The organism is Fictibacillus tiangongensis (assembly GCF_048083785.1).
Taxonomy (GTDB): domain Bacteria; phylum Bacillota; class Bacilli; order Bacillales; family Fictibacillaceae; genus Fictibacillus.
In genome coordinates this window covers 2,218,783-2,232,633 of the sequence record NZ_CP182294.1, presented here as the reverse complement: position 1 = coordinate 2,232,633, position 13,851 = coordinate 2,218,783, and the positions used below count along the sequence as shown (strand labels likewise).

General features: G+C 35.5%; 14 protein-coding genes and 1 pseudogene. 11 read left to right on the top strand and 4 right to left on the bottom strand.

Annotated features, from left to right (window positions below):
• Nucleotides 1-55 precede the first annotated feature (55 nt).
• From ACNJYY_RS11895 to ACNJYY_RS11870, 6 genes and pseudogenes are all read left to right on the top strand, one after another.
• Nucleotides 56-1,546 carry a spore germination protein gene (locus ACNJYY_RS11895; RefSeq protein WP_416728666.1) on the top strand — a complete coding sequence of 497 codons (1,491 nt, stop codon included), beginning with the start codon at nucleotides 56-58 and terminating at the stop codon, nucleotides 1,544-1,546.
• A 4-nt stretch (nucleotides 1,547-1,550) separates the two neighbouring features.
• A complete protein-coding gene (locus ACNJYY_RS11890; protein ID WP_416728665.1) occupies nucleotides 1,551-2,666 on the top strand; it encodes a GerAB/ArcD/ProY family transporter in 1,116 nt (371 codons plus the stop codon).
• 1 nt (nucleotide 2,667) lies between these two features.
• Entirely contained in the window at nucleotides 2,668-3,747 is a 1,080-nt protein-coding gene (locus ACNJYY_RS11885; RefSeq protein WP_416728664.1) for a Ger(x)C family spore germination protein, read from the top strand.
• A gap of 220 nt (nucleotides 3,748-3,967) precedes the next feature.
• Nucleotides 3,968-4,827, top strand: a pseudogene (locus ACNJYY_RS11880) (YitT family protein).
• A 183-nt stretch (nucleotides 4,828-5,010) separates the two neighbouring features.
• Nucleotides 5,011-5,901: an aldo/keto reductase gene (locus tag ACNJYY_RS11875; protein ID WP_416728663.1), complete on the top strand. Its 891-nt coding sequence runs from the start codon at nucleotides 5,011-5,013 to the stop codon at nucleotides 5,899-5,901.
• Nucleotides 5,902-5,973: 72 nt separating this feature from the next.
• A complete protein-coding gene (locus ACNJYY_RS11870; RefSeq protein WP_416728662.1) occupies nucleotides 5,974-6,237 on the top strand; it encodes a hypothetical protein in 264 nt (87 codons plus the stop codon).
• 58 nt (nucleotides 6,238-6,295) lie between these two features.
• On the opposite strand, the gene ACNJYY_RS11865 is transcribed toward ACNJYY_RS11870, so the two are convergent.
• Nucleotides 6,296-7,015, bottom strand: a complete 720-nt coding sequence (locus ACNJYY_RS11865; protein ID WP_416728661.1) for a 3-ketoacyl-ACP reductase — start codon at nucleotides 7,013-7,015, stop codon at nucleotides 6,296-6,298.
• A gap of 242 nt (nucleotides 7,016-7,257) precedes the next feature.
• Entirely contained in the window at nucleotides 7,258-7,890 is a 633-nt protein-coding gene (gene hxlA / locus ACNJYY_RS11860; RefSeq protein WP_416728660.1) for a 3-hexulose-6-phosphate synthase, read from the bottom strand.
• A 592-nt stretch (nucleotides 7,891-8,482) separates the two neighbouring features.
• Between hxlA (ACNJYY_RS11860) and ACNJYY_RS11855 the strand changes: the two genes are divergently transcribed.
• From ACNJYY_RS11855 to ACNJYY_RS11840, 4 genes are all read left to right on the top strand, one after another.
• Nucleotides 8,483-8,659: a hypothetical protein gene (locus ACNJYY_RS11855; protein ID WP_416728659.1), complete on the top strand. Its 177-nt coding sequence runs from the start codon at nucleotides 8,483-8,485 to the stop codon at nucleotides 8,657-8,659.
• A gap of 52 nt (nucleotides 8,660-8,711) precedes the next feature.
• Entirely contained in the window at nucleotides 8,712-10,169 is a 1,458-nt protein-coding gene (gene zwf, locus ACNJYY_RS11850) for a glucose-6-phosphate dehydrogenase (protein WP_416728658.1), read from the top strand.
• 60 nt (nucleotides 10,170-10,229) lie between these two features.
• Nucleotides 10,230-11,123 carry a phosphogluconate dehydrogenase (NAD(+)-dependent, decarboxylating) gene (gnd, locus tag ACNJYY_RS11845; RefSeq protein ID WP_416728657.1) on the top strand — a complete coding sequence of 298 codons (894 nt, stop codon included), beginning with the start codon at nucleotides 10,230-10,232 and terminating at the stop codon, nucleotides 11,121-11,123.
• Nucleotides 11,124-11,239: 116 nt separating this feature from the next.
• Complete coding sequence (locus ACNJYY_RS11840) at nucleotides 11,240-11,722, top strand: hypothetical protein (RefSeq protein ID WP_416728656.1); 483 nt, start codon at nucleotides 11,240-11,242, stop codon at nucleotides 11,720-11,722.
• Between the two features lie 321 nt (nucleotides 11,723-12,043).
• Here ACNJYY_RS11840 and hxlB read toward each other — a convergent pair whose 3' ends face one another.
• On the bottom strand, nucleotides 12,044-12,601 hold the full coding sequence (hxlB, locus tag ACNJYY_RS11835) for a 6-phospho-3-hexuloisomerase (RefSeq protein ID WP_416728655.1): 558 nt from the start codon (nucleotides 12,599-12,601) through the stop codon (nucleotides 12,044-12,046).
• An 8-nt stretch (nucleotides 12,602-12,609) separates the two neighbouring features.
• Complete coding sequence (gene hxlA, locus ACNJYY_RS11830) at nucleotides 12,610-13,242, bottom strand: 3-hexulose-6-phosphate synthase (RefSeq protein ID WP_416728654.1); 633 nt, start codon at nucleotides 13,240-13,242, stop codon at nucleotides 12,610-12,612.
• 210 nt (nucleotides 13,243-13,452) lie between these two features.
• On the opposite strand from hxlA (ACNJYY_RS11830), the gene ACNJYY_RS11825 reads away from it, so the two are divergent.
• Nucleotides 13,453-13,803, top strand: coding sequence for a winged helix-turn-helix transcriptional regulator (locus tag ACNJYY_RS11825; protein WP_416728653.1), 351 nt, complete (start codon nucleotides 13,453-13,455; stop codon nucleotides 13,801-13,803).
• The last annotated feature ends 48 nt before the right edge of the window (nucleotides 13,804-13,851 follow it).

Genomic DNA, 13,851 nt, shown 5'->3' with positions numbered 1-13,851 from the left:
TCTGAACATAATACCAAAGGTGTATATCTATTATCTTATTGGGAGATTGATGTTGATGTTTTGGAAAAGGAAGAATACTTGGATAGGAAGCCAAAATAAAAATAGCGCAAAAAAGATAACAACTAATAGTCCTATCGCAATAGAGGTTCTCCGCAAACGTATAGACAACATGGAAGACGCTGAAGTAATCGAATATCAAACCCAAAACAATAAGATATATGTATTGATATTTATAGGAACATTGATTGATAAAGCAAGGTTAAATGAAGCTGTAATTGAACCTTTACGACTCTGCAATAATGAGAACATTTCAGCTTGCATTTCTGTCTCTAAAATTACAGAAATTACAACGTTGGAAGAGGCTGAAAAGAAATTGATGCTGGGAGCGATCCTTGTTTTTGATACCATTGAAGATAAATGGTGTTCCATTGATCTTAAAGATCCAACGGGACGTGGGATAGAAACCTCTGAAACAGAAACAATTCTTTATGGGGCCAAAGACAGTTTCTGTGAAAACATAGAACAAAATATTACATTGATCCGTAGAAGGCTACCACTAACAGCCTTAAAATCAGAGAAATTTACAGTAGGATCACTAACTGAAACAAAGGTTGTTTTAATGTATATAGAGGGTTTAACGAATCCTGATTTCATCTCAATTGCTAGGGAAAAAATCAAAAGTATCGACTTTGATCAGATTCTTGACTCCTCCCAATTAGCAGCGTTTATGGAAGATCATAATCATAGTGTATTTCCACAATTTCAACATACTGACCGTCCTGATGTGTGTGCATACGCACTTGGTGTAGGCAAACTTACCATTCTAGTGGATAATACACCGTTTGCCCTTAATGCTCCAATTAACTTTTTCCATTTATTCCAATCACCCGAGGATTATATTAATCGCTGGATCGTTGCAAGCTTTTTACGGATCATAAGATATTTAAGTTTCATGCTCTCCTTGCTGATGATTCCACTATATGTTGCTTTAACGACACATCATTATCAGATGATTCCCTTGCAAATACTATTCGTCCTTGTGGAAACGAGAAGTCAATTGCCATTAACTCCGTTTTGGGAATCATTCATTATGTTAATAACACTAGAAGTTATTAAAGAAGCAAGTCTAAGAATGCCTACGAAATCTGGACAAACGTTAGGCGTCATCGGTGGTATTGTGGTTGGACAAGCTGCAGTAGAAGCAGGATTTGCTAGTCAAGTGCTGATTGTTTTGGTTGGTATTTCAGCGATTGCTTCGTTTCTTGTGCCGAATTACTTGATGACCAAAGCGACCACATTGATACAGTTTACGCTATTGATCCTTGCTTCTTATCTTGGTGTAATGGGAATCTTTATGGGCATCATTTTACTTTTAGTCCATTTGAATGCACTTACTTCTTTGAAACAACCATATTTTACTCCTGTTTCACCTTTTTATGGGAAAGATTGGATTGATCTGTTTATCCGTGGACCATTGCATTGGATGAAAACAAGGCCAGATGCACTTCATCCTCTACAGAAATGGCGTTATAGCCGAAGGAGATGATTCCTTGACTGAATTTTCATTGTTCGAGAAAACCTCTTCGTATCAGGGGATTTATATGACTTTAATGGTCAATAGGATACAGATGTTATATTTTGCGATCATCATGCCCGTTTTTCTTATACATCCTTATATGATATGGATGATTATCATTGTAGGATTATTTTCACAAATCAGTATATTCATGTTATCCAAATGGTTTAATTCCATGTATGCATCTAAAGGATACGAAGGTTTTGTAGAACTTTTCGGTGAACGTATGGTACGGTTACTAGCTTTCGTCGGAATCGGTTTCGTATTATTAAAAGTGATTGTAATTATACTCGGATATATAGAAGTAGCACAACATTTTATCTTCCCTTCAGTGAATACGAACTGGATGCTTCTGTTCATTTTGCTAATTTGCTGGTATCTTGCTTCATTAGGGATGGTCAATACGATTCGTTTCATCGTCATTGCCTTTTTATGTACAGCTTGGATGCTATTGTTATTATTAAAACTCCCTTTTCATCCCTCTGCTACTATACATGATTTATTTCCGTTAATACCATATGAATGGACGATGAAATCATGGGAAGGTGTGCTATTCATCTGGTCAGCCTTTTCTGGACCGGAATATTTGATTTTTCTTGCGCCTTGGTTCAATAAGAAAGAGAAAATCCTCAAATACATGACAATCGGAAATGCATTTACCATTTTTGAATATCTGTTTATTTTTATTGCATCTTTGTTTTTTTTCGGATCACATTATCTTGAAGAAAACAAATTACCGATGATGGAAATGATACGTTACTTGCAGTCTCCAGTGTTTGAGCGAATCGATATAATTTTAATCTCTGTATATTTATTTCATTTTGTATTCGCCATAACAATCTTCCTGTTATTTTTTTATGGTGCAACTCGTATTACTTTGAAGAAATCAAAAGATCAAACGACTCGATTAGGGTTTGCACTATGTTGTGCTATATTTCTCATTTGTATAATGATGGGTAATGAATTGTTGTGGAAAAAGGCAACTGATCAAAATATTTTGTTAGAGCTAGAGATATGGGCAGGAGCACTGACATACTTATTCGTACCATTTCTTCTTTTCATTTCTTTAAAGCGAAAGGGCCGTTCCTAGTATGAAACATAAACATATCAAAACTCTTTTCTTCATTTTTGTTAATATAATTGCTTTATCTGGCTGTTCGCCTATTGCAGAAAAAAATTTGATTGAAGAAATTGCACCTGTGACTTTTTGGTCGATTCAAAAAGGGGAGGAGGAGAATTACCGAATGAGCACTTTGATACCTCCTCTTGTAAAAGAACATAAACGCCTTTTGACTGTTCAAGTCGACTTGTTAAAAGAAGGTATGAAGGGTTTCAATTTAAAGTATTATAGAGAATTGAAAGTTGGCCAACTCCGGATGCTGTTGATTAGTGAAGAAATTGCAAAAGAAGGAATCAGTCCATTGATTGATACGATTTTGACTGATCCTGATATTTCTAAACGTTTATATCTAGCCGTTGTCAGAGGGAATTTCGATGAATACATCAATAATCAGCTGAAAATGCAACAAGACTTAGATTATTATCTCTACCGGATGTTCAAACATTACGATAATCAGGGGAAGTTGACAATTATAAATTTGCATCAATTCATGAAAGCACTTCATTCACCACCGCATTCTCCCGTAGTGCCTGTATTTGAAGCGAGTGATGAAAATTTCCAATATATAGGCACCGGCATATTTAAAAATGACAAATTGATCGAAACCACGAACAAAATGGAAGAGCAAATATACCAGCTTATCGGCAATGACCACTTTTTAAAGTATTTTGCGATCCGTGATTTATCCATTGTTCTTGGCCATGTGAAAGCCAATAGTCAATTGAATATAGATAATTCATATTCTGAATTGAATCTCAACGTCCAATTAAACGGACGACTTGACGAAATTGCACGAAAACATAATATGCTTACTACGGATGAGCTTTCAAAATTCGAATCACAAATTGAATCGTATATGGAAAAACAGACTACACAGTTCATAAAAACGCTCCAAGAGAATAATGTTGACCCTTTGCAATTCAGAAGGTATACCGTTAGACCTTTCTCAAAACCTCTTGATGATAAAGAATGGTCAAACAGATGGGAGCAGATGAAGGTGAATGTCGATTATGATCTTCAGATCCAACCGCTTACAGATATTAAAAACTAGTAAATCCATCTATGAAGAAATTTTTGCTTTGTCTGCGGGAAGTCAGAAAAAAAAGAAAAGGTAAAGACTCTCTAAAAGTCTAGACCTTACTCATAATTGATTAAAAGAAGAAAGGGATTTTTTAAGGAAGTTTGTTAATCAATAATATTTATTTGGGAAAACTGTCCTCTCTGTAAAAAGTTAATTCATTCATTCTGAAGGGAGGTTAAAAGGTGAGATGATGAAAAAAATTTTGGAGTATGTTTTTTTAACCTTGGGAGCATCAATCGTAGCTTTTGGATTAGAAACGATGTTAGCACCCAACGGACTAGTAGATGGAGGTGTAACTGCTTTATCGATTATGGCCAATGCTTTATGGGGAATCCCAATATATGTTGTATTCTTGGGCTTAAATATACCGATCTTAATTTTCACAGCTAAAGAAGTAGGTAAAACCTTTGTCATTAGAACTCTATATGCAAATATGATTACTACCGTTGGTTTAGTACTATTTAAATCAATTCCTCCTATAACTCAATCTGAAGTATTAATTGTTATATACGGTGGGGTAATCTTAGGAGTTGGGATAGGAATCGTTTTAAAGTTTGGCGGTGCAATAGATGGCACTGAAATGCTGGCGATCTGGTTTAACCAACACTATCGATTACCGATTGCCTCATTTTTATTAATCGTGAATTCCTTCATATTTACGATTGCAGCGCTTGTCTATTCATTGGAACAGGCCATGCTTTCTCTGGCTGTTTTTTATATAGTGACGAAAATGATTAATTATGTTTTAGATGGATTAAATAGTGGAAAATCTGTCATGATCATTTCAGAAAAACCGGATGAAGTTGGAGAAAGTATTATCGATCATTTAAATATCAGCATCACGTTTTTATATGGTGAAGGCGGTTTTTTAGGGGAAGACAGAAAGTTATTTATTGTATTACGAACAGGTTTGTTTTTTCTAGATTAAAAAGTGTTGTTTTAGCAGCAGATCCATCCGCTATTATGGAAGCATCCTATGTTTGTGAAACTTCTGGTATAGATAGGTCGCTTATATTACCGAAAGCCAACCCTTCTAACAATAAATCGTAATATTTGGTTATATTAGTTGGCATGTTTGATACAAGAGAATTGAAAGTGTGTAAATTACCTGCTCTTAAACCATTCGGGATGGATATTCCAGTTTGTGGTACCGTAGAGTGCTATGAAATTGACTCTTGCAGCGACGGGTTCCAGTAAGATACCTAAATACATAATAGAAAGGGACAAGCCTAAATGGATGATAAGAAAAGAGTGGAAATTAAAAATGCATTCGCCAAACACGTGGTAACCCTGCCTGATGGCACTTCTTTACCTAGTTTAGGACAAGGAACATGGTACATGGGGGAAAATCCCGATGTGAGAGACAAAGAAATAAAAGCTTTACAGCTCGGCTTAGAATTGGGTATGAAACTTATTGACACTGCTGAAATGTACGGAAATGGCGACTCTGAACGCTTAGTTGGTGAAGCCATTAAAGGATGCAGAAATGAAGTCTTTTTAGTCTCAAAAGTGTATCCCCATCATGCAGGTTTAGATAACATTTCAAAAGCATGTGAAAACAGCTTAAAACGACTCGGAACAGACCACTTGGACTTATATCTTCTCCACTGGAGAGGACGTGTTCCTTTAGAGGAAACAATTGAAGGAATGGAAAAACTACGCGAAGAAGGGAAAATTGTAAGATGGGGCGTCTCTAACTTTGACACGGTTGACATGGAAGAGCTATGGAATACTAAGAATGGGAATAATTGTATGACAAACCAGGTGCTATACCATTTAGGTTCAAGAGGAATTGACTTCGATCTCTTACCATGGCAGCGTGAACATAACATGCCAATCATGGCATACAGTCCTCTTGCTCAAGGAGGCTCTTTAAGAAGACAACTTTTAAACGATCCAACTATTCTTGATATTGCAAATAAATACAATGTCCAACCATTACAAATCGCTCTTGCATGGACTATCCGTTCGAATAACGTCATCGCTATTCCAAAAGCGGTTCAAGAAGAACATGTAATAGCAAATGCTGAAGCAGCAACAATTGAGCTTACTGAAGAAGATCTCAGTAGAATTGATCAAGTGTTTCCAAAACCTACCAGAAAAATGCCGTTGGATATTATTTAATAATCTTTGATGCTAAAGCGTAATAAAACACTTGAAAAGCCTTCATATTCTAAAACTTTAAGGAGTGTGAGGATGTTTGTAGAAGGGAACATTATTGCAGGTGAATTTGATTCGACTATCAATGAATTTTCCTTACAGAAAGTTAAGAATTTCGAAACAGAGTCAGTCCTTAATGAAGGTCAGTTAAATAATATATATCATTATTTAATAAAACATCAGCATGAAGAAGAAGGGCAAATTATTACTTTATACGATCAAATGCTTGTACGCTTAGCACAGAATGAAGTTAACCAGTTAATTGTTGATTTAGAGAAAGTAATGTCCTTATATCAGTGATACATATAAGAGTATTCTGTATGAACTGAAGAAGCAGATCCAATGGATCTGCTTCGTTTTATGATGGATTTGTAGACCATAATCCAGCTGTTTTAATGAATACTCTTGGATTAAATTTCAAACTAGCCACGACTAATTCTGCAAGGTCTTCTGGGTGCATCACGTTTTCTTCATTGCCTTTTACTAGATTTGTATCAATGGCTAAATCTGTAACGACTGTACTTGGTGTTAAAGCAGTAACACGAACATTATGTTTTCTTACTTCTAGCATAAGTGATTCTGTTAGCCCTAAAACAGCGAATTTAGAAGCACTGTATGCACTTGTAACAGGAGCACCTTTTTGGCCAGCAGATGAAGAGATATTGATGATATCTCCTGATGTTCTTTCGATCATTCCTGGTAATACAGCTCTTGTTACATTATACACACCCATTAAATTGACTTGGATGATTTTTTCCCATTCTTCTGGTGTTAGATCAAGGAACCCACCAAATTTTGCAACACCAGCATTGTTGATTAAGATATCAATTGGACCTAGGTCTGATTTGATATGTTCAACAGCATGGGTAACAGATTCAAGATCGGTCACATCTGCTGTTGCTGCAGAAACCTTTACTTTAAATTGTGCTAGTTCAGCAGTTACCATTTCTAGATTAGACATATTTAAGCCGATTAGGCCTAAATGAACGCCTTCTTTTGCTAATGCGATAGCAGTAGCACGTCCAATGCCTCTTCCTGCACCAGTAACTATTGCAGTTTTTCCATTTAAAGAAATCATTTTATCACTCCTAAAATTATTACAGATTGAAGTAGTTCATTCTAACGAAAAGACCACAATCTTGCATGGAAACAGCTTGTGGTCTTTCCTGTTTAGAACTCGAGGAATAATATATTTATTCTAAGTTGGTGTGTCTACCTTACATTTTATTGATTTCCAAACCTGTTTTCTCCCTGAAATCAGCCCCGTGTGCATCATTCACATAGCGAATGATAAATCGAGATCTACCTTCAAGATTCGAATTACCCTTGATTAATCATTTGTTGCATCTTGGCAGCAACAGCTTTTTTATCAGTCTGTCCAGTAATCCCGCCACCTACAATGACAAGGTCTGGTTGTACTTTGATGACTTCTGGAAGTGTGTCTAACTTAATACCACCTGCGATTGCAGTTTTAGCATTTTTTACAACACCTTTGATGGTTTGTAAATCTTCAAAAGAGTTCTTTCCAACTGCTTGAAGATCGTAGCCAGTATGAACACAAATATAATCAACGCCTAATGCGTCCACTTCTTTTGCACGTCCAGCAAGGTCTTTTACAGCAATCATATCAACAAGGATTTTTTTTCCTTGTTTCTTCGCTTCTTCAACAGCACCTTTGATTGACATATCTTCAGCAGTTCCAAGAATTGTAACGATATCTGCACCTGCTTCAGAAGCTTTCATTACTTCATAACCAGCTGCATCCATGATTTTTAGGTCTGCTAATACCTTTAAGTTAGGGAATGCTTTTTTAACTGCTTTTACAGCATGAAGACCTTCATTGATTACAACCGGAGTACCGATTTCAACGATATCAATGTGGTCCTCCACTTCTTTAACTAACTCAATTGCTTCTGGGATATTTACTAAATCTAATGCTAATTGTAATTCCATCTATATTCACTCCTATAAATTTTTAATGTTGTACAGTGATTGATTTATGCCTGCGATCAATAAGACATATCATGTCCTCTCGCTGAACAAATGCAAGTATACAACGTATGATTGAACATTAAAAGTACGCACTTTTATTTTACATAGTGTTAAAAAGTATACTATAAGCCAAATCGCTTACATAATATGTTTTCTGTATAAGTTGTTTGATCTTTGCCCAGTTTTTAATATTCATGTTGTTTGTAATAATCTCTTATTAATATAGAGTGAATGAGTAAATTATTTTGATTACATTCTTTTAAAACTGTTCTCTACAAATTGATAACACATCTACTTTTGTGGCCAGGGAGAGGATGCTCACCCTGGCTTTTTAATGTTTTTTAAAAATTAATAGATGATTTTATCCTACAGTATACATTTTGTTATTAAGTTATTTTTTTATCACTATTTAAAAAAAAAGTGCGTACTTCCATTTAAAAAAGGTAGGTAATATACTTACATCCAGTTGCAACTTTGATTCACAAATACTGTGGTTATTGATCAGTCATCTGATCTTCCGCATTCAGTTTATTACATTGAAAGGATGAACAGTATGTCCGGGTTACATGTAAAGCATCACAAAGTTTGTACAAGATGCTTAACCTTCACATCGAATAGTGGTTATTGTCCAAAATGTGGTCATTCGTATTTTAAAGACATCATTATTACAGTCCAAGCTGGTTCAAATAAAAATATGGCTAAGCCAGAGATTGGCTATCAAGAGTTATAGTTGTTTTTTTTGACAGTCATAAGTGAAATTTTTAATTTTGGAGGTATGTAAAATGGAGGCAATGACATTTGTCTTATTTGGGGCGACAGGGGACTTAGCAAAAAGAAAAATTTTCCCGGCTCTTTATAATTTATTTTTGGATCAAAAATTACCTCTGCCTATCTCAATTATTGGGGTTGGCAGAGGAGATTTATCAGATACTGATTTCCAAAACCATGTGAAAGATTCCTTAGAAACATTTTCTAGACGATCTCTAGATGACGATTCAAACTTTGAGGTGTTTATCCGTGCCTTTCGATATAGACATGTAGATGCTGTCAAAGCTGAAGGATATAAAGGATTACTTGAACTCGTAAAACAACGGGAAGAAGAATTGAACATCCCTGAAAATCGTATGTTCTACCTATCAGTTGCCCCAGAGTTTTTTAATGTAATTGCTTTCAACATTAAAGAGAGTGGTCTGGGTTCTACTAAAGGTTGGAAGCGTCTAATTATCGAAAAACCGTTTGGGCATAACTTAAAATCAGCTCAAGAATTAAACGATAATCTAAGTAATGCTTTTGATGAAGAAGAAATTTTTCGCATCGACCACTATCTTGGAAAGCCGATGGTTCAAAACCTGGAAGCATTAGGATTTGCGAATCCAGTGCTTCAAGCAGTATGGAACAACCAATACATTGCAAATGTGCAAATTACTGCAAGTGAAACTGTTGGGGTTGAAGAGAGAGCTGGTTATTATGATCAAGCTGGGGCTATTCGCGACATGTTTCAGAATCATATGTTGCAAATGTTGATGATGACAGCAATGCAGCTGCCAAAACAAATTAGTTCAGAAGAGATCCGCAATGAAAAGAGAAAAGTAATAGAATCACTTCGTCCATTAATGAAAGAGGATGTGGTGAATCATGTGATTAGAGGTCAATATGGTCCTGGTGAAATCCAAGGTAAACCAGTTGTTGGGTATACAGGAGAACCTGAAGTTACTCCTTCTTCTCTAAATAACACATTTGTGGCTGTCCGTCTATTTGTAGACGATGATTTTTGGAGAGGGGTTCCTTTCTATATCCGTACAGGAAAAAGAATGACAGAAAAATCCACCCGAATTGTGATTGAATTCAAAAATACGTTAAAGGATTTGTATGGGACTCAAGAAGAAGAAACTGCGCCAAATCTTTTATTGATTGAAATCAATCCAAACGAAAGTGTTTCATTACAATTAAATAGTAAAAACCCACTAAACAATGGAAAAATCGAGCCAGTCAATGTTAATTTTTCTGCTAAGCAAGCAGATGTTCCAGAAGCGTATGAGCTTTTAATTTTCGATGCAATGCGAGGCGACTCAACATTCTTTGCACATTGGAAAGAAGTGGAGTTGTCTTGGAAATGGGTACAACCTATCTTAGAGACTTTTGATGAAAATACTATTCCCCTTCAATTTTATCCATCTGGATCAATGGGACCAGATGCTTCCCATCAATTATTGGGAGAGGAAGGATATAAATGGTGGTAGTAATAAAAGATGTAGTAATAAAAGATGAAGAATCTATAGTTTTTTAAGGAGGAAATGAACATGAAAGTTGGATTAATTGGTCTAGGAAAAATGGGATTAAACTTAGGTCAAAATTTAATTGATAACAAGCACGAAGTAGTAGCTTTCGATTTAAATGGAAGTGCCGTTGAAGAAATCAAGAAATACGGTGCTCAAGGTACTTCGTATTTGAAAGAACTTGTTGAATCATTAGAAAAACCAAGAGTTGTATGGATTATGGTTCCGCATGCTGTGGTAGATTCAGTAATTGATGAAATTACACCATTATTAAGCACTGGAGATATCGTAATAGAAGCTGGAAATTCTCACTATAAGGAATCCATTCGCCGATATAACCAGCTAAAGGAAGTAGGAATTCACTTTATGGATGCCGGTACTTCTGGTGGAATGGAAGGTGCTCGTAATGGTGCATGTTATATGATTGGTGGAGACCCTGAAGCCTGGAATATCGTGGAACCTATTTTTAAGGATACAGCTGTCGAAAACGGATTTATCTATGCTGGTAAAGCAGGGAGCGGTCATTTCTTAAAAATGGTTCACAATGGAATTGAATACGGTATGATGGCAGCCATTGGTGAAGGATTTGAGGTATTAGAAAAAAGCAATTTCGATTTCGACTACGAAAAAGTGGCTAGAGTGTGGAATAACGGCTCAGTTATTCGTTCATGGCTTATGGAGTTGACTGAACGTGCATTTTCAAAAGATGCAAAGTTAGATGAAATTAAAGGAATCATGCATTCTTCTGGTGAAGGAAAATGGACAGTTGAAACAGCTTTAGATTTACAAGCAGCCACTCCTGTTATCGCAATGTCTCTTTTGATGCGTTACCGTTCACTAGACAGCGATACTTTCACCGGTAAAGTGGTAGCTGCATTAAGAAACGAATTTGGTGGACATGTTGTCGAAAAAAACTAACAGAAGTACTTTCACATTTAATAGAGAGTCAATAAATATAGGTGAAGAAAAATAGCTCATTATAGTGAAAATGTAATGGAAACAATAATTATGATGGTAGAAAGGATGTGGAATTCATGAATGTATTGGATGCAAAAATGATAAATACTCAGTATGGTATAGAAACGTATCTAGATCTATTTCAAAATGTTGAAGTGAAAGACATTCAATATGTTACAGAGACACCTTCATTTTTTGAAATCACTATTGGTGTAGAGTATTTTCGGTTAAGAAATGAAAATTATTATAACAGTGAAAAGAGATATTTTAAGATGCGTATGAATTCAGATTTAAATGCGATTACTATAATCGAAACAAAAAGAGAAAGTTTATTTGCTGTGAAAAATGAACTTGAAAGATCTGCAACAATGGAACTGATTGGGGAGTGGCTAATAAAAAGCAATGCTTTCAGAAAAGTTCTTAATGATTTGATAGCTGATAAGAAAATGAAAAACGTTAAAACGGATGAAAATATAATAGGAACAATAAGATTCCTGGAGAAATTACTTGAAATAACAACAGAAGACATTTTAAATGCTCGAGTTGAGAGCTCTCACTAGTTTCCTAAATGCTTCTCAGGAACATTTCACAATAATATTAATGTAAATGGTTATCCTAATTTAAGTATAACAGATACTAATATAGACATGGCTACCAGTAATATTGGTAACCCAAGTAGGGCTCATAATTTTTTTGAGTGATAACTAAATTATTGTCTGTGGCACACCCAATATTGATTTCAATCCGCCATAGAATGGACTGAATCAGAGGTACTTTTCTTCCTTGTATGGATTATATTATTTGTAATATGCAGTAAAGACCGCGATTTATAAAAGAAATAAATGCGGTCTTTACAATGTTTCCAAATTTTTTAATGTATTTTATTCGAGATTGGCGTGTTTGCCGTACATTTTAGTAGAGTCTAAACCCTTTTTTTCCATGAAACGCAAGATCAATGCATCATAAAATAATAACATCGTTTGCTCAAAAAGTGACCCCATTGGTTGTATGGTCTTATAATCACTTTCAGATTGATCTTTCGGTGATCCAGGCAATTTTATGATAATATCAGCTAATTTTCCAATCGTGGAGTAAGGGGAAATCGTTACAGCTGCAACCGTCCCACCTAAACTTTTTGCTTTTTCAGCGATTGAAACCAAGGTTTTCGTTTCACCTGAACCTGAACCGATGATCAACAAATCGTTTATTTCTAAATTTGCTGTTACAGTTTCACCTACTACATAAGCATCGATTCCCATGTGCATCATTCTCATCACGAAAGATTTGCCCATAAATCCTGATCTGCCCGCACCTGCAACAAAGATTTTTTTAGATTCCAAAATCTTATTGACCAACTTCTCTGCTTCTTCATCAGAGATTAAGTCGACTGTCCGCCTTAATTCTTGAACGATTTCAGCTAAATATTGAGTAGTTTTCATAGGTGAGATTAACCTTGTTTAATCAATTCTTGCATTTTAGCTGCAACTGCTTTTTTATCGTCGTTGCTTGTAATACCACCACCTACGATAATAAGATCAGGTTTTACTTTAATCACATCTGGAAGTGTTTCTAATTTGATTCCGCCTGCAATAGCCGTTTTCGCATTTTTTACAACGTTTTTAATGGTTGCAAGGTCTTCGAAAGAATTTTTCCCTACAGCTTGGAGGTCATAACCTGTGTGAACGCAGATATAATCTACTCCAAGTTCATCCAGTTTTTGTGCACGACCTTCAATATCTTTAACTGCAATCATATCAGCAAGGATTTGTTTACCTTGTTTTTTTGCTTCTTCTACAGCACCTTTGATGGACTCGTCTTCAGCTGTACCAAGAATAGTAATGATGTCAGCTCCTGCTGCAGCTGCTTGGCTAACTTCATATCCAGCCGCATCCATGATTTTAAGATCAGCTAAAACGGTTAAGTTAGGGAAGGCAGCTTTCATTTCCTTTACTGCTTTTAGGCCTTCGTTGATCACAACCGGAGTGCCAATTTCTACAACATCTATATGATTTTCTACTTCTTTCACTAATTCAATGGCTCCTGGAATATCTACAAGATCCAATGCTAATTGCAATTTCATTTATTACTCGCTCCTTAGAAAGATATTATAATTGTGCTATATAGCTTTCTTTTGCACTGTGTTATTGTATCCAATTAATAGCTATTTACTAAAAGTAAGATACACAGCATACTGAGTAAGTTACAAAAAATTAAAAGTATGCACTTTTTTATCATATAGTAACAATAAGTATACTATGGGACATAATAAGAAGAATTGGAGGTGAAATAAATGCCGAATCTTGGGGGAAAAACGTTTAATTGTGAAAAAGAATTGACTCTTTCTATTATTGGCGGAAAATGGAAAATGTTGGTGTTGTGGCATCTGGGAAAAGAAGGAACCAAACGTTTTGGCGAACTAAAGGCCCTCATGCCTGGAATCACTCAAAGAATGCTTGTTAATCAATTGCGTGAACTTGAAGACCATTTGATCGTTCATCGTCAAGTCTATCCTGTCGTTCCGCCAAAAGTTGAATATTCGCTCACTGAGTATGGAAGAAGTCTGATGCCTATTCTGGATTCCATGTATGACTGGGGTAAAGATTATATTGAAAATGTATTGGAAAAAGAAACAGAAAAATAATTCTCTATCCAGTAAAAAAAACAGATTTTCTCTTGGGGTTTTAAAAAG

Excerpts from the sequence above, each read along its gene's own strand:
- ACNJYY_RS11895 (WP_416728666.1), top strand. The coding sequence starts at position 56 with ATGTTTTGGAAAAGGAAGAATACTTGGATAGGAAGCCAAAATAAAAAT.
- ACNJYY_RS11885 (WP_416728664.1), top strand. The coding sequence starts at position 2,668 with ATGAAACATAAACATATCAAAACTCTTTTCTTCATTTTTGTTAATATA.
- ACNJYY_RS11875 (WP_416728663.1), top strand. The coding sequence starts at position 5,011 with ATGGATGATAAGAAAAGAGTGGAAATTAAAAATGCATTCGCCAAACAC.
- ACNJYY_RS11870 (WP_416728662.1), top strand. The coding sequence starts at position 5,974 with ATGTTTGTAGAAGGGAACATTATTGCAGGTGAATTTGATTCGACTATC.
- ACNJYY_RS11865 (WP_416728661.1), bottom strand. The coding sequence starts at position 7,015 with ATGATTTCTTTAAATGGAAAAACTGCAATAGTTACTGGTGCAGGAAGA.
- hxlA (WP_416728660.1), bottom strand. The coding sequence starts at position 7,890 with ATGGAATTACAATTAGCATTAGATTTAGTAAATATCCCAGAAGCAATT.
- ACNJYY_RS11855 (WP_416728659.1), top strand. The coding sequence starts at position 8,483 with ATGTCCGGGTTACATGTAAAGCATCACAAAGTTTGTACAAGATGCTTA.
- zwf (WP_416728658.1), top strand. The coding sequence starts at position 8,712 with ATGGAGGCAATGACATTTGTCTTATTTGGGGCGACAGGGGACTTAGCA.
- gnd (WP_416728657.1), top strand. The coding sequence starts at position 10,230 with ATGAAAGTTGGATTAATTGGTCTAGGAAAAATGGGATTAAACTTAGGT.
- ACNJYY_RS11840 (WP_416728656.1), top strand. The coding sequence starts at position 11,240 with ATGAATGTATTGGATGCAAAAATGATAAATACTCAGTATGGTATAGAA.
- hxlB (WP_416728655.1), bottom strand. The coding sequence starts at position 12,601 with ATGAAAACTACTCAATATTTAGCTGAAATCGTTCAAGAATTAAGGCGG.
- hxlA (WP_416728654.1), bottom strand. The coding sequence starts at position 13,242 with ATGAAATTGCAATTAGCATTGGATCTTGTAGATATTCCAGGAGCCATT.
- ACNJYY_RS11825 (WP_416728653.1), top strand. The coding sequence starts at position 13,453 with ATGCCGAATCTTGGGGGAAAAACGTTTAATTGTGAAAAAGAATTGACT.